Source organism: Streptomyces sp. RKAG337 (assembly GCF_023701715.1).
Classification (GTDB): domain Bacteria; phylum Actinomycetota; class Actinomycetes; order Streptomycetales; family Streptomycetaceae; genus Actinacidiphila.
Genome location: NZ_JAJOZA010000001.1, coordinates 294,726 through 316,746 on the forward strand (window position 1 = coordinate 294,726; position 22,021 = coordinate 316,746).

21 protein-coding genes and 1 riboswitch are annotated in these 22,021 nt (G+C 72.0%); of the genes, 12 read left to right on the forward strand and 9 right to left on the reverse strand.

Going from position 1 to position 22,021, the window contains the following annotated elements; genetic code table 11:
* Positions 1 to 88: 88 nt before the first annotated feature.
* Complete coding sequence (locus LNW73_RS01340) at positions 89 to 2,218, forward strand: alpha-galactosidase (protein WP_250988505.1); 2,130 nt, start codon at positions 89 to 91, stop codon at positions 2,216 to 2,218.
* Between the two features lie 402 nt (positions 2,219 to 2,620).
* Here the strand turns inward: LNW73_RS01340 and LNW73_RS01345 are convergent, their stop codons facing one another.
* On the reverse strand, positions 2,621 to 3,223 hold the full coding sequence (locus LNW73_RS01345) for an RICIN domain-containing protein (RefSeq protein ID WP_250979132.1): 603 nt from the start codon (positions 3,221 to 3,223) through the stop codon (positions 2,621 to 2,623).
* Between the two features lie 237 nt (positions 3,224 to 3,460).
* Between LNW73_RS01345 and LNW73_RS01350 the strand changes: the two genes are divergently transcribed.
* Positions 3,461 to 4,159, forward strand: coding sequence for a TetR/AcrR family transcriptional regulator (locus tag LNW73_RS01350; protein ID WP_250988506.1), 699 nt, complete (start codon positions 3,461 to 3,463; stop codon positions 4,157 to 4,159).
* A 39-nt stretch (positions 4,160 to 4,198) separates the two neighbouring features.
* Positions 4,199 to 4,291: riboswitch (ZMP/ZTP riboswitch) on the forward strand.
* A gap of 21 nt (positions 4,292 to 4,312) precedes the next feature.
* On the forward strand, positions 4,313 to 5,788 hold the full coding sequence (locus LNW73_RS01355; RefSeq protein WP_250988507.1) for a glycine hydroxymethyltransferase: 1,476 nt from the start codon (positions 4,313 to 4,315) through the stop codon (positions 5,786 to 5,788).
* 139 nt (positions 5,789 to 5,927) lie between these two features.
* On the opposite strand, the gene LNW73_RS01360 is transcribed toward LNW73_RS01355, so the two are convergent.
* From LNW73_RS01360 to LNW73_RS01370, 3 genes are all read right to left on the reverse strand, one after another.
* Positions 5,928 to 7,091, reverse strand: coding sequence for a trypsin-like serine peptidase (locus tag LNW73_RS01360; protein WP_250988508.1), 1,164 nt, complete (start codon positions 7,089 to 7,091; stop codon positions 5,928 to 5,930).
* Between the two features lie 154 nt (positions 7,092 to 7,245).
* Positions 7,246 to 8,160 carry an SDR family oxidoreductase gene (locus LNW73_RS01365; RefSeq protein WP_250988509.1) on the reverse strand — a complete coding sequence of 305 codons (915 nt, stop codon included), beginning with the start codon at positions 8,158 to 8,160 and terminating at the stop codon, positions 7,246 to 7,248.
* A gap of 1 nt (position 8,161) precedes the next feature.
* Complete coding sequence (locus LNW73_RS01370; RefSeq protein ID WP_250988510.1) at positions 8,162 to 9,046, reverse strand: SDR family oxidoreductase; 885 nt, start codon at positions 9,044 to 9,046, stop codon at positions 8,162 to 8,164.
* Positions 9,047 to 9,125: 79 nt separating this feature from the next.
* Between LNW73_RS01370 and LNW73_RS01375 the strand changes: the two genes are divergently transcribed.
* Genes LNW73_RS01375 through LNW73_RS01390 form a run of 4 tightly spaced genes read left to right on the forward strand, consistent with a single transcriptional unit; the run spans position 9,126 to position 12,728 of the window.
* The gene (locus tag LNW73_RS01375) at positions 9,126 to 9,959 is read left to right on the forward strand and encodes an enoyl-CoA hydratase family protein (protein ID WP_250988511.1); all 834 of its coding nucleotides are present in this window, start codon (positions 9,126 to 9,128) and stop codon (positions 9,957 to 9,959) included.
* 14 nt (positions 9,960 to 9,973) lie between these two features.
* Positions 9,974 to 10,822, forward strand: a complete 849-nt coding sequence (locus LNW73_RS01380; RefSeq protein WP_250992769.1) for a CoA transferase subunit A — start codon at positions 9,974 to 9,976, stop codon at positions 10,820 to 10,822.
* Positions 10,819 to 11,589 carry a CoA-transferase subunit beta gene (locus tag LNW73_RS01385; RefSeq protein WP_250988512.1) on the forward strand — a complete coding sequence of 257 codons (771 nt, stop codon included), beginning with the start codon at positions 10,819 to 10,821 and terminating at the stop codon, positions 11,587 to 11,589. Before LNW73_RS01380 ends, LNW73_RS01385 begins: the two co-directional genes overlap by 4 nt.
* Positions 11,586 to 12,728: an NAD(P)H-dependent flavin oxidoreductase gene (locus tag LNW73_RS01390; protein ID WP_250988513.1), complete on the forward strand. Its 1,143-nt coding sequence runs from the start codon at positions 11,586 to 11,588 to the stop codon at positions 12,726 to 12,728. Before LNW73_RS01385 ends, LNW73_RS01390 begins: the two co-directional genes overlap by 4 nt.
* A gap of 21 nt (positions 12,729 to 12,749) precedes the next feature.
* Here LNW73_RS01390 and add read toward each other — a convergent pair whose 3' ends face one another.
* The 4 genes from add to LNW73_RS01410 form a co-directional block, all read right to left on the reverse strand.
* Positions 12,750 to 13,766, reverse strand: coding sequence for an adenosine deaminase (gene add, locus LNW73_RS01395; RefSeq protein WP_250988514.1), 1,017 nt, complete (start codon positions 13,764 to 13,766; stop codon positions 12,750 to 12,752).
* Positions 13,767 to 13,840: 74 nt separating this feature from the next.
* Entirely contained in the window at positions 13,841 to 14,998 is a 1,158-nt protein-coding gene (locus LNW73_RS01400) for an acetyl-CoA C-acetyltransferase (protein ID WP_250979122.1), read from the reverse strand.
* An 81-nt stretch (positions 14,999 to 15,079) separates the two neighbouring features.
* Positions 15,080 to 15,667, reverse strand: coding sequence for a TetR/AcrR family transcriptional regulator (locus LNW73_RS01405; protein WP_138354248.1), 588 nt, complete (start codon positions 15,665 to 15,667; stop codon positions 15,080 to 15,082).
* 60 nt (positions 15,668 to 15,727) lie between these two features.
* Positions 15,728 to 16,525 (reverse strand): SDR family oxidoreductase, encoded by a 798-nt coding sequence (locus LNW73_RS01410; protein WP_250988515.1) that lies wholly within the window; start codon positions 16,523 to 16,525, stop codon positions 15,728 to 15,730.
* A 90-nt stretch (positions 16,526 to 16,615) separates the two neighbouring features.
* Here LNW73_RS01410 and LNW73_RS01415 point away from each other — a divergent pair, with 90 nt between their 5' ends.
* The 4 genes from LNW73_RS01415 (at position 16,616) to LNW73_RS01430 (ending at position 20,185) form a co-directional block, all read left to right on the forward strand.
* Positions 16,616 to 17,776, forward strand: coding sequence for an acyl-CoA dehydrogenase family protein (locus tag LNW73_RS01415; protein WP_250988516.1), 1,161 nt, complete (start codon positions 16,616 to 16,618; stop codon positions 17,774 to 17,776).
* Complete coding sequence (locus LNW73_RS01420; protein ID WP_250988517.1) at positions 17,776 to 18,876, forward strand: acyl-CoA dehydrogenase family protein; 1,101 nt, start codon at positions 17,776 to 17,778, stop codon at positions 18,874 to 18,876. Before LNW73_RS01415 ends, LNW73_RS01420 begins: the two co-directional genes overlap by 1 nt.
* 140 nt (positions 18,877 to 19,016) lie before the next feature.
* Positions 19,017 to 19,661, forward strand: coding sequence for a TNT domain-containing protein (locus tag LNW73_RS01425; protein ID WP_250988518.1), 645 nt, complete (start codon positions 19,017 to 19,019; stop codon positions 19,659 to 19,661).
* A gap of 302 nt (positions 19,662 to 19,963) precedes the next feature.
* Positions 19,964 to 20,185, forward strand: coding sequence for a hypothetical protein (locus LNW73_RS01430; protein WP_138354203.1), 222 nt, complete (start codon positions 19,964 to 19,966; stop codon positions 20,183 to 20,185).
* Between the two features lie 262 nt (positions 20,186 to 20,447).
* Here LNW73_RS01430 and LNW73_RS01435 read toward each other — a convergent pair whose 3' ends face one another.
* On the reverse strand, positions 20,448 to 21,242 hold the full coding sequence (locus tag LNW73_RS01435; protein ID WP_285392177.1) for a L,D-transpeptidase family protein: 795 nt from the start codon (positions 21,240 to 21,242) through the stop codon (positions 20,448 to 20,450).
* 212 nt (positions 21,243 to 21,454) lie between these two features.
* Here LNW73_RS01435 and LNW73_RS01440 point away from each other — a divergent pair, with 212 nt between their 5' ends.
* Positions 21,455 to 21,961: a DUF309 domain-containing protein gene (locus LNW73_RS01440; RefSeq protein WP_250988520.1), complete on the forward strand. Its 507-nt coding sequence runs from the start codon at positions 21,455 to 21,457 to the stop codon at positions 21,959 to 21,961.
* Positions 21,962 to 22,021 lie beyond the last annotated feature (60 nt).

The following is a 22,021-nucleotide window of genomic DNA, read 5'->3' on the forward strand; positions in this document are numbered from 1 at the left end:
TGTCACGTACCGGCGCCGCACAGGTCCGCTCCGCCTGCGCGGGCGCGGCCGCGGTGCAGCCACCCCATGCCCGAACGGAAGGGTTCTCATGCCGTCCCTCGTCGCCCACGACTCCTCGCGCCGACTGTGGGTCCTGTCCGGGGCCTCGTCCTGCTACGTCCTGCACCTGGACGAGGAGGACCGCCTGCGCAGCCCGCACTGGGGGTCGCAGCTCACCCTGGAGCAGGCCGCCACCCTGCTGGACCGCCCGCCGCCCGGATACCGGGCGTTCGAGGACCCCGCCGACGGAACGCTCGACCTGAGCGACGCCGGCGCCATGCTCTTCGGCCACGCCGGGCTTCAGATCCGGTTCGCCGACGGCACCCGCGATCTCGAACTGCGCTTTGCGGACCACCGGGTGACCGACCGCGAGGACGGCGCGGAGCTGGCGCTGAGCTTCACCGACCGGCACTACCCGCTCACGGTCGAAGTCCGCTTCCGGGTCCGCTCCGACACCGAGGTGATGGAGCGCCGACTGGTGCTGCGCCACACCGGGACCGCTGGCGACGATCCGATCGAGGTCGTCCGCGCCCACTCGGCGACCTGGGTACTGCCCCGGCTCGACGACTACCGGCTCAGCCATGTGCACGGCCGGTGGGCCGCCGAGACCCAGCTGCACCGGACCGCACTCGCCTACGGCGAGACGCTGCTGAGCAGCCGCCGGGGCATCACGAGCCACCAGGCCAACCCCTGGGTGATGATCGACGACGGAACCGCCGCCGAGGAACACGGTGCGGTCTACAGCTGCGCGCTGGCCTGGAGCGGCAGCTGGGAGCTGACGGTGCAACGGCTGCCCACCGAGCGCGTCACCCTGTCGGCGGGCGCCGGGCATGCGCCGACCGTCCGCCGGCTGGACCCGGGAGCGGAGCTGGTGACCCCGTACTGTGCGGCCGCCTACACCGAGGGCGGGTTCGGCGCCGCCAGCCGGGTGTGGCACCACTACCAGCTGGCGCACGTACTGCCGCACCCCGAGGAGGTCCGGCCGGTTCTGTACAACTCGTGGGAGGCCACCGAGTTCGACCTCAGCATGGCGGGCCAGTCGATGCTCGCGGAGCGGGCCGCGGCACTCGGTGTGGAGTTGTTCGTCATGGACGACGGGTGGTTCGGTGCCCGCACCCATGACGCGGCCGGACTGGGTGACTGGGACCCCAACCCGGACCGCTTCCCCGATGGCCTCAAACCGCTCATCGCGAAGGTGCACAGCCTCGGCATGCGCTTCGGCATCTGGGTGGAACCGGAGATGGTCAACCCCGACAGCGACCTCTACCGGGCGCACCCGGACTGGGTACTGCACCAACCGCACCGGCGCCGGACCGAGCACCGCAACCAACTGGTACTCAACCTGGCCCGCCCCGACGTGGCCCACTGGCTGCACGACCGGATGAACCGGTTGCTGGCCGAGAACGCCGTCGACTTCGTCAAGTGGGACATGAACCGGCCCGTCACCGAGGCCGGCTGGCCCGACGCGGGTCCCGATCCGGAACGGCTCTGGCTGGACCACACCCGCAACCTGTACGCCGTCCTGGACCGGCTGCGGGCCGACCACCCGGACGTCCGGTTCGAGGCCTGCAGCGGTGGCGGCGGCCGCCTGGACCTCGGCATCCTGGCCCGCGCCGACCAGGTGTGGACCTCCGACAACACCGACGCGCGAGACCGCCTCACCATCCAGCACGGCTTCTCCCAGCTCTACCCCGCACGGGTCATGGGCACCTGGGTCACCGACAGCCCCAACCCGCTGACCAAGCGCCGGATACCGCTGGACTTCCGGTTCCACGTCGCGATGGCGGGCGTACTGGCCATCGGCGGCGACCTCGCGCGGTGGAGCGAGGCCGAACTCACCCGGGCAGGCGAACTGGTCCGCGACTACCAGGAGATCCGGCCACTGGTGCAGCACGGACTGCAGTTCCGCCTGCGCCCGCCGGGCGGGGACCTCTGCGGCATCCAGTACGTCGACGCGGGCGGAAGTGCCACCGCCGTGCTGGCCTTCCGCTGCTCCGCCCACCTGGCACAACCGGACCGACCGCTGCCGCTGCGCGGACTGGACCCGGCGGCCCGGTACCGCGACGCGGCCAGCGGGGAGTCGCACCACGGCGCCGTCCTGCTGACCCACGGGCTCCCCCTGGCGCTCCCACCTGAGGACTACGCGAGCCGGATGGTGCATCTGCTCCGCGAGGCGTGACCCTCCCGTCCCGTGGAGTCTCGGCGCCCTGCCGCCCTCGCGGCGCCGCCGCACCTGCCTCACCGCCACCTTGCAGCGCCACTTCAGGCGTCCCATCGGAGGTGTCACGAAATGAAGGCAGTCACGGACGAGCGGCTTCCTGCCCGGTGGCGCGAGCCTCGCGACCGTCGAGGACAACCTGGCCCGAGGGGCCGGCCCTGAACGCCGGCGCCGGATTCGAGACGTCCGTCTCCGGTCTGGCCAACGACAGCTTCTCCGCCGAGCAGCTCGCCGCAGCCGGCCGCACCCCCGGCTCCATCCCGACTGTCAGGGGCACCGCATTCAGCTGGCCCGACGTTCCCGCAGGCACCCCCGACAACATCGTCCTGCAGACAGCCGACCGATCACGACATCGCACAGGCTCTAGTGAGTCGTCCAAGCCTGGTTGGTGAAGCCGTTGCAGGCCCAGAGCTGCACCCTGGCCCCGTTGGCCGGGATCTGCGTGGCGTCCCCGTCCAGACACTGGCCACCGTTGACGTTGGTCAGCGTGGAGCCGTGCCAGGCCCAGGTCTGGTTGGTGAAGCCGTTGCACGCCCAGAGCTGCACTCTGGCCCCGTTGGCCGGGATCTGGGTGACGTCCCCGTCCAGACACTCGTTGCCATCGGCGTTCTGGATGGTGTAGAAGCCAGTCGGCCGCCCGACAGCGGGCGTCCAGAGCCAGGTCTGATTGCTCCGGCCGTTACAGGCCCACAATTGCACCCTGGCCCCGTTGGCCGGGACCTGGGTGGCGTCCCCGTCCAGGCACTGGCCGCCCTTGTTGTTGGTCATGGTCAGCCGGAAGACCTGATGAGGCTGCACCACGACAGCAGAGCCGCTCCGCACTGTCGGGATCTGCGCCACCGACGTCACATCGACCACACGCGGTCCGGCCGAGGCGGTGTCGGTGCCGGCCGACGCGGCGCCGGACGTCACCAGTCCGGTGGCGGCCGAGGCCGCCAGCACCGCGAACAGGAATCGCTTACGCATGTCATTTCCCCCGTCCCCGGGCGAGCCCGGGACCACGTTCCGCCGCCCTGTGCCGCGGAACACCAGCAGCCAGACCTCCTCCCGTTCCCCGGGTGGTGCCGGACCGCGGGTAACAGCGTCAAACGCCAGGAACGGTCTGTCGACGTCTGTTCCACTCAGCGGACCCGGGTACGCAATACACGACCCCAACCGGTTGCCGATCGCCGATCGCGAACGGGATCCGGCAGAGTGGCCCCCATGCAGGAACAGACGCAGGACGCCGCCCCCCTCGCCGGACCAGCCGCAGCCCCCACCACCGCAACCACTACCGGCCCCGGCCCCGCGTCCACCGCCGTCCGCCGCAATCCGGTGCAGCGGCGCAGCGCCGAGCGCGTCGAGCGCATCCTCAGCGCCTGCGCCGTCCTGCTCGACGAGGTCGGCTACACCGCGCTCACGACCAAGGAGGTGGCCCGCCGGGCGGAGGTGCCGATCGGCACCCTCTACCAGTTCTTTCCCGGCAAGGACGGGCTGCTCGGCGCGCTCGCCACCCGCAATCTGGAGCGCTACACCGACCGGCTGTCCCGGCGGATCGCGGCCGAGTCCCCCCGTGACATCGGCACCCTGGTGGATCTGGCCGTCGAGGAGTTCGTCGCGATGCGGCGGGCGGTGCCGGGATTCGGGGTCGTCGACTTCGGCGCCGTGGGCCGCGAGGACCCCACCGCCCGGCATCTGCTCGACACCGAGATCGACAACAACACCGCGGTCGCCGACCGGCTGTGGGCCCTCACCGGCGGGCTGCTGGACCCCGCCGCCTCCCGGCTGGCCGGCCGCGTCGCCCTGGAGTGCGCCGACGCCGTACTGCGGCTGGCCTTCCGCACCGACCCGGACGGCGACCCGGCGCTGATCGCCGAGTGCAAGCGGGTGCTGCGCCGCTATCTCGGCAGTCGGACGGATTGAGTCCGCACCGGGCACGTCGCAGGCCGCGCTGCTAGGGTCGGCGTGAGCCGTGACTGGCGCTTGGATGGGACCGACCATCGGGGAGCGGCTCCGTCTCCTGACGATGTGCTGCCGCGCGCCTGGGCCCTTCCCTTCTCGTCCCGGAGGCCCCGCATGGCCGCAGAACCGTCGTCCTTCAGCATCAAGCCCGGCGAATCGACCGAATCCACCGCCTTCCGCAGCGCGCTGGACGTCATCCGGGCCGTCGAGCCGCGCGTCGCGGACGCCATCGGCGCCGAGATCGAGGACCAGCGCGCCCAGCTCAAGCTCATCGCCAGCGAGAACTACGCCTCCCCCGCCGTCCTGCTGACCATGGGCAACTGGTTCAGCGACAAGTACGCCGAGGGCACGGTCGGCCGCCGCTTCTACGCGGGCTGCCGCAATGTCGACACCGTCGAGGCGCTCGCCGCCGAGCACGCCCGCGAGCTGTTCGGCGCGGCACACGCCTACGTCCAGCCGCACTCCGGCATCGACGCCAACCTGGTCGCCTTCTGGTCCGTGCTCGCCCAGCGGGTGGAGAGCCCGGCGCTGGAGCGGGCCAAGGTCCGGCACGTCAACGACCTGACCGAGCAGGACTGGGCGGCGCTGCGCCGCGAGCTCGGGGACCAGCGGATGCTCGGCATGGCACTCGACGCGGGCGGCCACCTCACCCACGGCTTCCGCCCCAACATCTCGGGCAAGATGTTCGACCAGCGCAGCTACGGCACCGATCCGGCGACCGGCCTGCTGGACTACGCCGCGCTGCGCGAGACCGCGCGCGAGTTCCGCCCGCTCATCCTGGTCGCCGGCTACTCCGCCTATCCGCGGCTGGTCAACTTCCGCATCATGCGGGAGATCGCCGATGAGGTCGGCGCGACGCTGATGGTCGACATGGCGCACTTCGCCGGCCTGGTCGCGGGCAAGGTGCTCACCGGCGACTTCGACCCGGTGCCGCACGCCAACATCGTCACGACCACCACCCACAAGTCGCTGCGCGGGCCGCGCGGCGGCATGGTCCTGTGCGACGCCGAACTGGCCGAGCACGTCGACCGCGGCTGCCCCATGGTGCTCGGCGGCCCGCTGCCGCACGTGATGGCCGCCAAGGCCGTGGCACTCGCCGAGGCGCGCAGGCCCGACTTCCGCGACTACGCGCAGCGCATCGTCGACAACGCGTCCGCGCTGGCCGAGGGGCTGCTGCGGCGCGGCGTCTCCCTCGTCACCGGCGGCACCGACAACCACCTGGTGCTCGCCGACGTCTCCGGGTACGGGCTCACCGGCCGCCAGGCCGAGGCCGCACTGCTGGACGCCGGCATCGTCACCAACCGCAACTCGGTCCCGCAGGACCCGAACGGCGCCTGGTACACGTCCGGGGTCCGCATCGGCACCCCGGCGCTCACCACGCGCGGGCTCGGTGTGCAGGAGATGGACGAGATCGCGGGCCTGATCGACACGGTGCTGGCCAACACCCGCCCCGGCACGACCGCCAACGGCGCTCCGTCCAAGGCGAGCCATGTGCTCGACGCCGCCGTGGCCGACCAGGTCGCCAGGCGCTCCGCCGACCTGCTGGCCGGGTTCCCGCTCTACCCGGGCGTCGACCTGAGTCAGAGCTGAACCCGGACCTGACGCACGGAGGCCCGCCCCCTGGAATCCGGGGGCGGGCCTCGTCTTCACTCACTTCACTTCACCGCGTTGCCGCCGTGATCGCCGTGCTCGCCGCAGCCGTCCTGCCTGCTGCTAACGGGCTATCGGGCTATCGGGCGAACTTCCGGCTGATCGCGTTGTAGACGCCCTGTGCCTCGGGGCCCAGATGCGGGCCGGCCAGCCAGGTGTCGTTGGACGGGCCGATCGACGTGTTCGACACCAGCGCCGTCTTGCCGTTCGGCATGGTGGCGAACCAGCCGCCGCCCGAGGAACCACCGGTCATCGTGCAGCCGACCCGGTACTCGGTCGGCATGCTCGCGCCCATCGACAGCCGGCCAGGCTTGCCGATGCAGTCGAACATCCGCGCACCGTCGTACGGCGGCGCCTGCGGGTAGCCCCAGGCGCCGATGCCGCTGAAGAGCGTCGGCGACGGGGCACCGAACCACACCGGCAGCGAAGCACCGACGGTCTCCTGCAGGGACTTGCCGCCGCCGTTCTCCGGCTTGACGTGCAGCACCGCGAAGTCGTAGGGCGAACCGCCGCCGCCCGAGTGGGTGCCGGTGGCGATCCACTGCGAGGACGTCTGCACCCAGTCGGCCCACCAAGCGCCGTACGGGGTGATGTTGCGCTGCGGGGAGCTGTCGACGCGGGAGGCGGACAGCCCGTTGTCGTTGTACGACGGGACGAAGATGATGTTGCGGTACCAGCCGCCCCTGGAGCCGCTGTGAACGCAGTGGCCGGCGGTCCAGACGAGGTTCGACTTGCCCGGGTGCGCCGGGTCGTCGACGACGGTGCCGGAGCAGACCTTGGGGCCGTCGGGGCTGTCGAAGAAGATCTTGCCGACCGGTGCCGCGTGCTGGTGGTACGGGCGGGCGACCTCCTTGGCCGCCACCGGGCGCGGAGCGGGGTCGGTGGTCCCCTGGTCCGAGCCGAAGTTCGACTGGACGGTGTTCTGGTTCTCCTTCGCCCCGGACATCCGGGACGGCTTCCAGAGGTCCTTGATGACCGGGTTGGCGAAGTCGGCTGCCTCACGCGCCCACTTGTCCCAGTTCTTCCAGTCGCCCTGCTGCCACTTCTGCAGGTCCTTGATGCTGGTGGGCAGACCGTTCGGAAGTTTGGCGTCGGAACCGGTGTCGGCCTTGGCCGAGGTACTGGCAGCCGCGGTCGGCTTCGCCGCCGCGTCGCTGTCGTCCGGGCCGCACGCGGTGGCGGTGAGCGCGAGCAGCGCGGTCACCGCCGCCGCGGCTCGGGCGGACCGTCGTATGAATGGCATTGAGTTGTTCCCCCATGTACGTGCATGTACGTGCTTTTGCACGTTTCTTGTCATGCCCCCATCCGGGGCGGCCTCCACTATGCCGTTTTCCCGACGGAGTTGGATCACCGGCCCCTCGTTGTCGCAGAACCGTTTCATGGAGCGGACGGGATCTTCACGCCCCGTAGACGGGCTGCGGGGGCTCGGAGTCGGCCAGCAGCTTCAGGGCGGTCTCGCCGGCCTCCGCCGGGGTCCAGCGGGCGCCCTTGTCCGCCGTCGGTCCCGGCCGCCAGCCCTCCATGACGGTGATCCGGCCCGCCTCGGTCTCGAAGACCCGTCCGGTGACGGCGGCGGAGGCCCCGGAACCGAGCCAGACGACCAGCGGGGAGACGTTCTCCGGCGCCATGGCGTCGAAGGCGTCGCCCTCTGGCGCGGCCATGGTCCCGGCGAAGGTCCGCTCGGTCATCCGGGTGCGGGCGGCGGGCGCGATGGCGTTGACGCGGACGCCGTAACGGGCCATCTCGGCCGAGGCGACGAGCGTCAGGCCGATGATCCCGGCCTTCGCCGCCGAGTAGTTGCCCTGCCCGACGCTGCCCAGCAGCCCTGCCCCGGAACTGGTGTTGACCACCCGGGCATCCGGCGTACGGCCCGCCTTGGCCTCGGCACGCCAGTGCGCGGCGGCATGCTTCAGCGGCAGGAAATGTCCCTTGAGATGGACGCGCATCACCGCGTCCCAGTCGTCCTCGTCGAGGTTGACGAGCATCCGGTCGCGCAGGAACCCGGCGTTGTTGACGAGGGTGTCGAGCCGGCCGAACGTGTCGATCGCGGTGGCGACCAGGGCCGCGGCCCCGGCCGTGGTGGCGATGTCGTCGCCGTTGGCGACCGCTTCGCCGCCCAGCGCGCGGATCTCGTCGACGACCTGCTGGGCAGGACCCGCCGAGCCCCCGGCGCCGTCGAGACCGACCCCGAGGTCGTTCACGACGACTCGCGCGCCCTCGGCGGCGAAGGCGAGCGCATGGGCGCGCCCGAGACCGCGGCCCGCACCGGTGACGACGGCGACCCGGCCCTCGCAGATTCCGGCTTCGGTCATGTCAGCTCTCCTTGTTCGCGGTTGACGGGGACGGGGACGGGGACGGGGACGTTGAAGGTGCTGGTGAAGGTGCCGGCGACGGCGACGGCGACGGCGAGGCAGTGTCCGGATCGCGGTTGGCGGTGGCGGCGTCGAGGAAGGCCGGGCGCTCGCCACCGCCGTGCACGAGCAGGCTCGCCCCGGTGATGTACGCGGCGCGGTCCGAGGCGAGGAAGACACAGGCGTCCCCCACCTCGCCGGGCTCGGCCAGCCGCCCGGCGGGCACGGTCCGGCCGACGGCCGCGATACCGGCGTCGTCCCCGTAGTGCAGATGGGACAGCTCCGTGCGGACCATGCCGAGGACCAGGGTGTTGACGCGTACGGCCGGGGCCCATTCGACGGCCATGGACCGCGCGAGGCTCTCCAGGCCCGCCTTGGCGGCGCCGTAGGCGGCGGTCCCGGGTGACGGCCGGCCGCCGCTGACGCTGCCGATCATGAGGATCGAGCCGCCGGTCCGCTGACCGCGCATCACCTCGTAAGCGGCCAGTGACGCGGTCAGCGGAGTGGTGAGGTTGAGTTCGAGGACCCGGGCGTGCCGGGCGGCGCCGCCGTCGGCGAGCAGCCGGAACGGCGTCCCGCCGACGTTGTTGACCAGGGTGTCGAGCCGCCCGCAGTCGTCCTTCACCTGCGCGAAGAACGCGTCGACGGAGCCGGGGTCCCGCAGGTCGAGGGGAACGAACCGGGCCGTGCGGCCGTCCGCCGTGACGGGTTCGTCAGGGGGGCGGCGCGCGCAGACCACCACCTCCGCGCCCGCCTCCAGGAAGGCGCGGGCGATCCCCGCGCCGACGCCTCTCGTGCCGCCGGTGACGACGGCGACGCGTCCGGACAGATCGACGGTGACCGTCAACTGGCACCTCCCGCAGCGCTCGTTCCGCTGCTACCTTCTACCTAACAAATGTTTGGTGGAAAGGTAGCTGATCCTCATCATGGGTGTCTCCACCTCGGCCCCGCAAGACGGAATCGCCGTCATCACCGTCGACTTCCCGCCCGTCAACGCCCTCCCCGTACAGGGGTGGTTCGACCTGGCCGACGCGCTGCGCGCGGCCGGCGCCGATCCGGCCGTCCGCTGTGTCGTGCTCACCGCCGCGGGCCGCGGCTTCAACGCGGGCGTCGACATCAAGGAGATGCAGCGCACGCCCGGACACCAGGCGCTGATCGGCGCCAACCGCGGCTGTGCCGAGGCGTTCGGCGCCGTCTACGACTGCGAGGTACCGGTCATCGCCGCCGTGCACGGCTTCTGCCTGGGCGGCGGCATCGGCCTGGTGGGCAACGCCGACGCCATCGTGGCCAGCGACGACGCGACGTTCGGACTGCCGGAACTGGACCGCGGGGCGCTCGGAGCCGCCACCCACCTGTCCCGGCTCGTCCCGCAGCACCTCATGCGCGCCCTGTACTTCACCTCCCGCACCGCGACCGCCCAGGAGCTGTACCGGCACGGCTCGGTGTGGGAGGTCGTGCCGCGCGAGAAGGTGCTGGACGCGGCGCTCGCGCTGGCCCGCGAAATGGCGGCCAAGGACGGCGAGTTGCTGCGGCTGGCCAAGGCCGCGATCAACGGCATCGACCCGGTGGACGTCCGCCGCAGCTACCGCTTCGAGCAGGGCTTCACCTTCGAGGCCAACCTCAGCGGGCTCGCCGACCGGCACCGGGACGCGTTCGTGTCGACGAACTCGGCGAACTCGGCGAACTCGGAGCAGCAGGAGCAACCGGAGCAGCAGGAGAAGACCACCACCCCCGGGCAACCGGTGAAGGAGGAGCGGTGAGTACCGACAAGACCATGACCGCCGAGCAGGTCGTCGGCCGGCTGGAGAGCGGGATGACCCTCGGCATCGGCGGCTGGGGGTCGCGCCGCAAGCCGATGGCGCTGATCCGGGCGCTGCTCCGCTCGGACGTCACGGACCTGACCGTGGTCTCCTACGGCGGCCCCGACGTCGGGCTGCTGGCCGCGGCCGGGAAGATCCGCAAACTGGTCGCCGCCTTCACCACCCTGGACTCGATCCCGCTGGAACCGCACTTCCGGGCCGCCCGCGAGAGCGCCGCCTTCGAGCTGACGGAGCTGGACGAGGCGATGTTCATGTGGGGGCTGACCGCCGCCGTCCACCGGCTGCCCTTCATGCCGATCCGGGCCGGGCTCGGCTCGGACATCATGCGGGTCAACCCCGGCCTGCGGACGGTCGTCTCCCCGTACGAGGACGGCGAGGAGCTGGTGGCTGTGCCCGCCCTCCGGCTCGACGCGGCGCTCGTGCACCTGAACCGGGCCGACGCCTTCGGCAACGGTCAGTACCTGGGCCCCGACCCGTACTTCGACGACCTGTTCTGCGAGGCGGCCGACGCCGCGTACGTCAGCTGCGAACGCATCGTCGGCAGCTCCGAGCTGCTGGAGGCGGGCGCGCCGCAGACACTGCTGGTGAAGCGGCATTCGGTCACCGGCGTCGTCGAGACCCCGAACGGCGCGCACTTCACCTCCTGCGCCCCGGACTACGACCGGGACGAGGCGTTCCAGAGCGCGTACGCCAAGGCCGCCGCCGACCCCGCGGCCTGGCGGGAGTTCACCGAACGCTTCCTGTCCGGCGACGAGGACACCTACCAGGCCGCAGTGGCGGCGTTCGCGAAGGAGGGCGCATGACCGCGAAGGACACATCGGGTGTGACCCGCGCCGAGTACTGCGTGGTGGCGTGTGCCGAGGCCTGGCGCGGGGACGGCGAGATCCTCGCCAGCCCGATGGGCACCGTGCCGGCGATCGGCGCCCGGCTGGCGAAGCTCACCTTCTCGCCCGATCTGCTGCTCACCGACGGCGAGGCGATGCTGATCGGCGACGTCCCGGCGATCGGGGGCGCGTCGGAGCTGATCGAGGGCTGGCTGCCGTACCGCCAGCACCTGGCGATGGTCACCGGTGGCAAGCGGCACGTGATGATGGGCGCCAGCCAGGTGGACCGGTTCGGCAATCAGAACATCTCCTGCATCGGCGACTGGGAACAGCCCAAGCGCCAGCTGCTGGGGTCCCGGGGCGCACCCGTCAACACCCTCAACAATCCGACCAGTTACTGGGTGCCGAGGCATTCGTCCCGGGTCTTCGTCGCGCGTGTCGACATGGTCAGCGGCGTCGGCTACGACCGCGCGGCGGCGGCCGGGAAGACCGCGACCCGGTTCCACGAGATCCGCCGGGTCATCTCCGACCTCGCCGTCTTCGATTTCGACACCCCGGACCGGTCGATGCGGATCCGCTCCCTGCACCCGGGGGTATCGGCGGAACAGGTGCAGGACGCCACCGGCTTCCCGCTCGTGATCCCCGCCGATGTCCCGTTCACCCGCGAGCCGGCGGACGCCGAACTGCGGCTGATCCGCGAGGTGATCGACCCCCGTGGCCTGCGGGACCGCGAGGTACGGGCATGAGCGAGCCGCCCGACGAGACCCCCGCGTCGTTCGAGACCCCCGCGTCGTTCGACACCCGGGCCTCGTTCGACACCCCGGCCTCGTTCGAGACCCCGCTGACCAAGCTGGTCGGTGTGCGGTACCCGATCGTGCAGACCGGTATGGGCTGGGTGGCCGGCCCCCGGCTGGTGTCCGCCACCGCGAACGCCGGGGCGCTGGGCATACTCGCCTCCGCCACCATGACGACGGAGCAACTCCGGTCCGCCGTACGGGAGGTCCGGTCGCGGACCGACGCCCCGTTCGGCGTCAATCTGCGGGCGGACGCGGGCGACGCACCGGAGCGGGTCGGGATCCTGATCGAGGAGGGGGTGCGGGTCGCGTCCTTCGCCCTCGCGCCGTCCCGGGACCTGATCGCCCGCCTCAAGGACGCGGGCGTGGTCGTCATCCCGTCCATCGGGGCCCGCCGCCACGCGGAGAAGGTCGAGGCGTGGGGCGCCGACGCCGTTCTGGTGCAGGGCGGCGAGGGCGGCGGCCACACCGGGAACGTCGCGACGACGGTGCTGCTCCCGCAGGTGGTCGATGCCGTCGGCATCCCCGTGATCGCGGCGGGCGGTTTCTTCGACGGCCGCGGGCTCGTCGCCGCGCTGGCGTACGGGGCGGCCGGGATCGCGATGGGCACCCGCTTCCTGCTCACCTCGGACAGCACGGTCCCGGACGCGGTGAAGGCCCGCTACCTGGCGGCGTCGGTCAAGGACGTCACCGTCACCACCAAGGTCGACGGCCTGCCGCACCGGATGCTGCGCTCGGAACTGGTCGACGCCCTGGAGCGCTCGGGCCGGCCCGCCGCCCTGCTGCGCGCCCTGCGGCACGCGGCGGCGTTCAAGCACGATTCCGGGCTCGGCTGGCGGCAGATGGTCCGCGACGGTCTCGCGATGAAGCACGGCAAGGAGCTGACCTGGAGCCAGGTGCTGCTGGCGGCCAACACCCCGATGATGCTCAAGGCGTCGATGGTCGAGGGCCGTACCGACCTCGGGGTGATGGCCTCGGGCCAGGTCGCGGGTCTGATCGAGGACCTGCCGTCGTGCGCGGAACTCGTCGGCAGGATCATGGCGGAGGCCTGGGCGGCGCTCGGCGCGCTCCCCCGGGAGCCGGTGCGGTAAGGCCACGATCCCCAGGGACCGTCAGGCGTCCTGGGTCAGCCAGTCGTCGATCTCCGCCCGCAGCCGCGCCTTGGTGCCGTCCGGCGCGAACGAGGCGTCCACTCCGGCGCGGGCCAGTTCGGCCAGCACCTCGTCGTCGTAGCCGAAGGCGTCGCGGACGAGTTCGTACTCGCGGGCCAGTGACACGTTGATCATCGACGGGATGTCGGTGCTGAGCGTGACGAACAGCCCGGCCGCGCGCATCCGCTCCAGCGGGTGCGCGCGCAGCGACGCCGCGAAGCCGAGGGCGACGTTCGACGACGGGCACACCTCGAGCGGGATCCGCCGCTCCCGCACCTCGGCGACGAGTGCCTCGTCGTCCAGGATCCGGATGCCGTGTCCGATCCGCTCGGCTCCCCCGATGTCCAGGGCGGCGCGGATGCTCTCCGGACCGCAGGCCTCGCCCGCGTGGTGCACGATGTGCAGTCCGGCTTTACGGGCGGCGACGAAGACCTCCGCGAACGGTTCGACGGGGTGCGCCTCGTCACCCGCGACCCCGATGCCCACCACGCCGGCCCCGGTGTGGCGTTCGGCGAGTTCCAGGGTGCGCCAGGCGCGCTCCACCGAACGGCGGCGGGAGTGGTCGAGCAGCACCCGGCACTCGATGCCGAACGCTTCCTGTCCCGCGGCCAGCCCTGCCAGCACACTCACCAGCGGCATGTCGAGATCGCCGAGCCGTTCCCCGTGGCCCGCCGCGGTGAAGGACACCTCCGCGTAGCGGGTGCCGTTGGCCGCCTCGTCCTCGCAGAACTCGTAGGCGATCCGGTGGAAGTCCGCCGGCCGGCGGAGGCACGACCGGACCAGGTCGTTCTGCGCGAAGAAGTCCGCGAAGCTCTCGAAGGCGTGTCCGCCGTCCACCAGGTGAGCGGGGATCTCCACACCGTTCGCGGCGCCGATCTCCGCCAGGGTCGGCCACCGCACGGTGCTTTCCAGATGGACGTGCAGATGGGCCTTGGGGAGCGCGCGCAGGTCACGCGGCGCGGCGGAGGTCGACGTCATACCGGGAAGCCTGCCACCGGGGCCGGAAGCCGTCGAACGAATTGCCCGGCCCCGGGGCTACCCCGGAACGGGCGCTACAGCCGCTCGATGATGGTGACGTTCGCCTGGCCGCCGCCCTCGCACATGGTCTGCAGGCCGTACCGGCCGCCGGTGCGCTCCAGCTCGTGCAGCAAAGTCGTCATCAGCTTGGTGCCGGTGGCACCGAGCGGGTGGCCCAGGGCGATGGCGCCGCCGTTGACGTTGACCTTCCCGGGGTCGGTGCCGGTCTCCTTGAGCCAGGCGAGGACGACGGGGGCGAAGGCCTCGTTGATCTCCACCAGGTCGATGTCGTCCATGGACAGCCCGGTCTTCTTCAGCGCGTACGCGGTCGCGGGGATGGGCGCGGACAGCATCCGGATCGGGTCCTCGCCGCGGCAGGACAGATGGTGGATCCGGGCCCGCGGCGTCAGCCCGTGCTCGGCGACCGCGCGCTCGGAGGCGATCAGCAGCGCCGAGGCGCCGTCGGAGACCTGCGAGGAGACGGCGGCGGTGATCCTGCCGCCCTCGACCACCGGTTTGAGGGCCGCCATCTTCTCCAGGCTGGTGTCCCGGCGCGGTCCCTCGTCGGTGGTCACCTCGCCGTACGCGACGAGTTCACGGTCGAACCGGCCCTCGTCGATGGCGCGCAGCGCCCGCTGGTGGGAGCGCAGTGCCAGCTCCTCCATCGCCTCGCGGGTGATGCCCCACTTGTCGGCGATCAGCTCGGCGCCGTGGAACTGGTTGACGGGCTGGTCGCCGTAGCGGGCCCGCCAGCCCTCGGAGCCGGCGAACGGGCCCTCGGTGAGACCGAGCGGGTCGGCGGCCTGCCGGCTGGCGAAGGCGATCGGGATCATCGACATGTTCTGGGTACCGCCCGCGACCACCAGGTCGCTGGTGCCGGAGAGCACCGCCTGGGCGGCGAAGTGCACGGCCTGCTGGGAGGAGCCGCACTGCCGGTCGACGGTCACCCCCGGCACCTCCTCGGGAAGGCCCGCCGCCAGCCAGGCCGTCCTGGCGATGTCGCCGGCCTGCGGGCCGACGGTGTCCAGGCAGCCGAACACCACGTCCTCGACCGCCGCCGGGTCGGCTCCCGAACGCTCCATGAGCGCCTTGAGGACATGCGCGCCGAGGTCGGCGGGGTGCACGGCGGACAGTCCGCCCTTGCGCCTGCCGATCGGGGTGCGGACCGCTTCGACGATGTAGGCCTCGGCCATGACTACTCCTCGGTGTCCTTCTCGAATGTCGCTTTGTCCATGCCGGTTGTCCAGATCGGTCGTCCCGGTCGGCCGTCCCCGTCAGCTCCGGACGGCCACACCGTCCAGCACCATCGACAGGTACTGCCGGGCGATCTCCTCCGGGCTGTGCTGTCCGCCCGGCCGGTACCAGGAGGCCGCGACCCAGACGGTGTCGCGGACGAACCGGTAGGTGAGCCGTACGTCGAGGTCGGCGCGGAAGACTCCGGCGGCCACCCCGCGCTCCAGCGTCCCCAGCCAGGCCCGTTCGAACTTCACCTGCGAGTCGGCGAGATAGCCGAAGCGCGGCTGGGCGGCCAGGTGTCTGGCTTCCTTCTGGTAGATCGCCACCGCCGCCCGGTGCCGGTCGATCTCCTTGAAGGACTGCGTGACCAGGGCCTCGATGGTCTCCCTGGGCCCGAGGCCGGCGGCCAGCACCTCGTCGTACCCGGCCCACAGTTCGTTGAGGAAGGTCGAGAGGATCTCGTCGACCATCGATTCCTTGGAGTCGAAGTGGTAGTAGAGGCTGCCCGCGAGCATGCCCGCCTCGTCCGCGATCCGCCGGACGGTCGTCGCGTTGTAGCCCTGCGCGGCGAACACCTCGGCCGCGGTCGCCAGGAGTTCGCCGCGGCGCTCGGGGGCGGCGGTCATCGTCGTCTTCTTGCTGCTCTTGCTGCTCTGGCTGCTTTTCGGCACCGGATCATTCTCGCCTCACGCGTGCTGGCTGCTGGCCGACACGGTCTCGCCGGTCAGGTACGAGGAGTAGCCGCTGGCGAGGAAGACGATCACGTTGGCGATCTCCCACGGTTCGGCGTACCGCCCGTAGGCCTCCCGCTCGGTCAGTTCGGCGAGCAGTTCGGGGGTGGTGACCTTCGCGAGATGCGGGTGCATGGCCAGGCTGGGCGAGACCGCGTTGACCCTGACCCCGTACGCGGCCGCCTCGACGGCGGCGCAGCGGGTGAGCGCCATGACGCCCGCCTTGGCGGCGGCGTAGTGCGCCTGCCCGGCCTGGGCGCGCCAGCCCACCACGGAGGCGTTGTTGACGATGACGCCGCCGCTGCCGGCCCGCCGCATCCGGCGCAGTGCGGCGCGGGTGCAGCGGAACGTGCCGCCGAGGGTGACGTCGAGGACCTTGGACCACTGCTCGTCCGTCATGTCGACGAGCTCGGTGGTCCCGCCGAGGCCCGCGTTGTTGACGAGGATGTCGAGCCGTCCGTGCCGCTCCTCTGCGAGGTCGAACAGCGCGCTGACGTCGTCCTCGCTGGTCACGTCGCAGGCGAGGCCGGCCACCCGGTCCGCGCCGAACTCCGCTGCCAGCGCCTCGGCGGACTCCTTGATCCGGCGGGGGTGCGCGTCGCCGATGACGATGCTCGCCCCCTCCTCCAGCAGCCGGCGCGCGGTGGCGCCGCCGATGCCGGCGCCCGCCGCCGCGGTGACGACGGCGCTGCGCCCGGCCAGGAGGTCGTGCCCCTGCGGATAGGGGGGCGGGGTACCCAGGTTCGCGGTCATACGCGGAACTCCTCCTCGACGGCTGACGGGGCGTACGTTAATCTACCAAACACTTGTTAGGGAAGGCTCGTCAGGGGAGGACGGAATCCGATGGACCTCGACTTCACGCCCGGGGAGGACGCGTTCCGGGCCGAGGCCCGCGCCTGGCTCGCCGCGCACGTTCCCGCCACCGCGCTGCCCTCACTGGAGACCGCCGAGGGCTTCGCGGCCCACCGCGCATGGGAGCGCGAGCTGTCGGACGCCCGCTGGTCGGTGGTGTCCTGGCCCGAGGAGTACGGCGGCCGGGGCGCCTCGATCCTGCGCTGGCTGGTCTTCGAGGAGGAGTACTACGCGGCGAACGCGCCCGGCCGCGTCAGCCAGAACGGCATCAATCTGCTCGCCCCGACCCTCTTCGAGCACGGCACCGACGAGCAGCGCGCCCGCATCCTGCCCGCCATGGCGAGCGGCGCGACGATCTGGGCACAGGCCTGGTCGGAACCGGAAGCGGGCAGCGACCTGGCCTCACTGCGCTCCACCGCCACCCGCGCCGACGGCGGCTGGCTGCTGAACGGCCAGAAGACCTGGTCGTCCCGCGCCGCCTTCGCCGACCGCGCGTTCGGCCTCTTCCGCAGCGACCCGGCGGCGGACCGGCCGCACCGCGGACTGACGTACCTGATGTTCGCCCTGGACGCGCCGGGCATGACGGTACGGCCCATCGGACGGCTCGACGGCAAGCCCGCCTTCGCCGAGCTCTTCCTGGACGACGTCTTCGTCCCCGACCAGGACGTCATCGGCGCGCCCGGCCAGGGCTGGCGCGTCGCGATGAGCACCGCGGGCAACGAGCGCGGCCTCACCCTGCGCAGCCCCGGCCGCTTCCTGGCCGCCGCCGACCGGCTGACCGCCCTGTGGCGGGAGCGGGCGGACCCCCGGGACACGGCGCTGCGCGACCGGGTCGCCGACGCGGTGATCGGCGCCCGCGCCTACCAGCTCTTCACCTTCGGCAACGCCTCCCGGCTCGCGGAGGGCGGGGACATCGGCGCCGAGTCCAGCCTCAACAAGGTCTTCTGGTCCGAACTCGACATCCGGCTGCACGAGACCGCCCTCGACCTGCTCGGCGCCGACGGCGAGCTCACCGACGGGGACGGCGGCGACGGCGGGTGGGCGGAGGGATACGTCTTCGCCCTCGCCGGACCCATCTACGCCGGCACCAACGAGATCCAGCGCGACATCATCGCCGAGCGGCTGCTCGGCCTCCCGAAGGGACGCCGGTGATGCGGTTCCTGCTCGACGCCGAACAGACCGCCTTCGTCCGCACCCTGGACCAGCTGCTGGCCGCGGCGGACCCCCCGGCCGCCGTCCGCGCCTGGTCGGCGGGCGACCACGGCCCGGGCCGCGCCCTGTGGGAACGTCTCGCCGGGACCGGCGTCTTCGCCCTGGCGGTACCCGAGGAGTACGACGGCCTCGGACCGCTCCCCGTCGAAATCGCCGCCGCTTTCGTGGAGCTGGGCCGGCACGCGGTACCGGGGCCGCTGGCGGAGACCGTCGCCGTCTGCGCTCTCCTGCGGGGGCTCGGGGACCGCGGTCCGGCGAAGGAGTGGCTGCCGCGCATCGCCTCCGGCGAGGTGCTCGTGACGCTGGCGCCGGCGCCGGCCGGCTCGTACGCCCTGGACGCGGATGCCGCTGACGCGGTCTTTCATGTCGTGGCGGACGGCCTCGCCGTCGCGGTCGCGGCCGGCCACGGGCCGGTCCGCGCCTCGCTCGACCCCGCCCGCCGGCTCGCCCGCCCCACGGGGGGCGAACCGCTCGTCACCGGCCCCGCGGTACGGGACGCTGTGCGCCAGGCGGCCGACTGGGCCTCCTTCGCGACCGCCGCCCAGTCCCTGGGCACCGGCCTCGCCCTGATGGAACGGACGGTGGCCTACGTAAAGCAGCGCACCCAGTTCGGCACCGCCATCGGCGGCTTCCAGGCCGTCAAGCACCAGCTCGCGAACGCCCTCCTCGGTCTGGAGTTCGCCCGCCCGCTCCTTTACGGCGCGGCTGTGGCGCTGGCCGGCGGCTCGCCGGGCGCGGGCCGCGACATCGCCGCCGCCAAGGTCGCCTGCGGCGAAGCGGCGTATGCGGCGGCCCGCACCGCACTGCAGCTGCACGGGGCGATCGGCTACACCGCCGAATACGACCTTTCGTTGTGGATCGGCAAGGCGACGGCGCTTCGCACTGCGTGGGGCACACCGTCGGAGTGCCGGGCGCGGGTCCTGGAGACGGCCGATCCCGCGGCGCAACCAGAGCGACACCGTAGGCGAGGGGACGGGATCGCAGGCGTGGGGGTCCGAAATGCTGCCGAGCTATTTGTGGGCCGCCAGGCCCGTAAATAGTCGATTTCGGACCCCCACGCCGGAGAGCCCGGCGCCTCGCCGCGCCTGACCGCCGACAGGCACCATTGCCCGCCCGCCCCCGCTTCTGCTGTGATCGTCCCGTCGCGCTCAGCGACCGATCGCACTCACCAGGGGGCTACATGAGACTGCGTCAGCTGTTCGTTTCACTGGTGGCGGGAGCGTTGCTCGCCACCACCGCCGGCGCCGCCGCTGCCACCACCGAGCCGGCGAACGCCGGCACCGCACGGACCGAGTGCTCGGCGACCTTCTTCGAAGGAGACCCGCGGCTCGGCCCGGAGGTGCTGCCCACCAGGGGCGCCGTGGGGAACGAGCTGTTCCTGTACCAGCGCACCGGCGGGCTGTCCGAGCAGGCGTTCCTGTCGACGTACAACACCGGCACCAGTTGGATCTACCCGCCCCAGAACGGCTATGTCATCGGCCCCGACGGCCGGCCCGTCGAATGGCACCAGATCCTGCTCCCCGGCCAGGACATCGACCGGTTCGGCAGCGAGTACGGCTCCTTCCTCGCGCCCGAGGGCCTGCCGTACGCCAACCGCTCCATCCCGCCGCAGAGCCTGGACGGCACTCCCGCGGCCGGTTGCAACTACCACGACTACCGTGTCCTCAAGCCCTTCACCGTCGACGCGGGACCGATCGCCCCCTGGTTCGCACAGCCCGGCTACGGCCTGCAGTACCAGCTGGACGCGACCCTCGTACCCGGCTCCCCCACCGCTCTCAACGTCATGTGGCTGGTGGCCAACGGCTATCTGCAGCGGCTTGTGTAGGGCACGGTCATACCGGACACCGAGGGTGATAGTTCCCTACAGATGGTAGCCAATGCGGCGCTGTACAGGAGCGTTCCGGCGTGGACAGATGTCGCACCGGCGGAAATCAGAAGATCCGGCGGAGGCGCCGAAGGGCGTCACCGGTGATCAACACTCAGTGACCGCTGCCGCGATGAACTCAGCAGATGGCCCCGCCGGGCATCATCAGCCGCCTACCGGGCGGTACTCCGCGACGGCCGTCCGGAAGAAAGCGAACCGGCTGGGAGGACCGTAGGGGCCTGCGAGGGGCCATACTGGGGGTAATGACGAAATCAGCCGTGACCCGCCGCCACCTGCCCGCCAGCCCCTTCCGGATTCCGGTCGCCCCTCCCGTCGAGAACTTCGAGGTGGGTGACCGGGTAACGCATGACGTCTATGGACTCGGCCGAATCATCGGTGTCGAGGACGAGGTCGCCGTGCTTGCCGACTTCGGATCCCGCCAGGTACGGATCATCAAGCCGTACTCGAAGGTAACGAAGCTCTGAGGTTCCTGGCCGCGCCCCCACAAGGACGCGGCCAGGATTCTCCCCGCCCGCCGCCCTGAGCCCAAGGGACCTCAGGGCCGGCTCGAACTCCGGCATGCCCGCGCCCGGCGCGAGACGCCGGCCAGTATCCCGGCTCCGGTCCACCGGGCCGCCGCACCATCTCTTCATGCTCCAACTCCCCACCGTTCAGACGTGTTCCAGGCCTGTGAAGTTCCCCGGCTCCGGCACGAATCTCAGGACTTCCGCCGTCCGTGGGGTCGGTTCAGCGCGCCAGTGCGGCGCCGTCGCCCATGGCGATCACCGGGTGGCTCCGCGGGTCGAGTGCGCGCAGCAGGTCGACCATGTGTGCTGCGGAGAGGCTGACGCAGCCGTGCGTCGGGCCGCCGTGGTCGACGTGGATCCAGATGCCGCCGCCGCGGCCCTTGCCCAGTGGCTGCCTGCTGTCCAGCGGGGACGCGCCCGGCACGCGGTTGTAGTCGATGGCGATGACGTAGTCGAAGGACCCACCCAGCGCTTCGCCGCGGAATCCGGTACCGCCCGCGGTGAAGCCCTGGGAGCGGTGGTACGGCAGTCTGCTGCCCGGGTCGGGCTTGAAGCCGCCGGCGTCGCTGAGCGTGAAGATCCCCACGGGGCTGTGCAGATCGCCCTCGTGGTGGGTGCCGGTCCAGCCGCGCAGGGCGTTGTGCGCGGGCCAGACGGCTCCCGCCCGCCAGCGGCCGTCGGCGGCCCGGGTCCACAGGGTGACGGTGGAGTCGGAGGAGTCCTTCGCCCGGCCCGAGGCGAGCAGTACCTGGTGGGAGGCGGCGGGGATCGCCGCGAGGGTGGCGGGGCCCAGACCGGGGATCCGGTCGGTCTCCCGGCCGGCGGGCGCGTTGTCCTGGGCGGCGTCCGCCACGGTCGCCGACGGGGGCCCGGCGCCGGTCCTGACGACGGCGGGGACCGCGGCCGCCCGGTCCTGCGACCGTGGGCCGATGACCGGGCCGATCGGCCCGATGGAACCGATCCCGAACCAGGCCGCCGCGGTGGCCAGCGACAACACCGCCGTCACTCCCGCCAGGGCGGCCGTCCGGCCGGAAGCGCGACGCCGGGACCGGTGCCGCGCGCGGTGGCGGCCATGGCTGGATCGCGTTTCGGGCACTGTGACGGGCCTCATGGGCAGCGATACTCGCAAAGTCCGGGGCCGCTGGGGGCCTCCGGGCCGACATCCGTCCCAGATGTCCCGACCCGTCCCGCACCCCGCCGGGCCGGAAACTGATGAACAATCGAAGGATGGACGAGTCCCCGCAGCACGACAGCGCCCTGCCCGACGAACGCGACCGGGACCCGTCGGGGCGGGCCCGCAACGCACGGCCGCGCGACGGACTCGGCCGGCCCCTGCCGTACGGGGCGCCCGGCGTGGAGCGGCAGCCCGAGGGGGTGCCGCGCTCCCCCGGGCAGTCGCTGGCCGAGGCCCAGCGACTCTTCGACGCCGGGCTGCCGTTCCACGCCCATGGGGTGCTGGAGGACGCCTGGAAGGCCGCCGACGAGCCGCAGCGCGCGCTGTGGCGCGCCCTGGCCCAGCTCGCCGTGGGGCTCACGCACGCGCTGCGCGGCAACGCGTCGGGCGCGGCGACCCTGCTGCGCAGGGGCGCCGACGGCATCGCCCCCTACCGGGACGCCGCGCCCTACGGGATCGACATCGCGGGCCTCGCCGGCTGGGCCCGCGAGCTGGCGGACCGTCCCGGTGCCGCGCAGGGCGCCCCGGCTCCTCGGCTGGTGGCGGAAGGAGGCGCGTAACGCGTTTGAGCGCCCGGCCCAAGTACAGATGTAAGGCATCGCTCATCTGTTCAAGGAGTC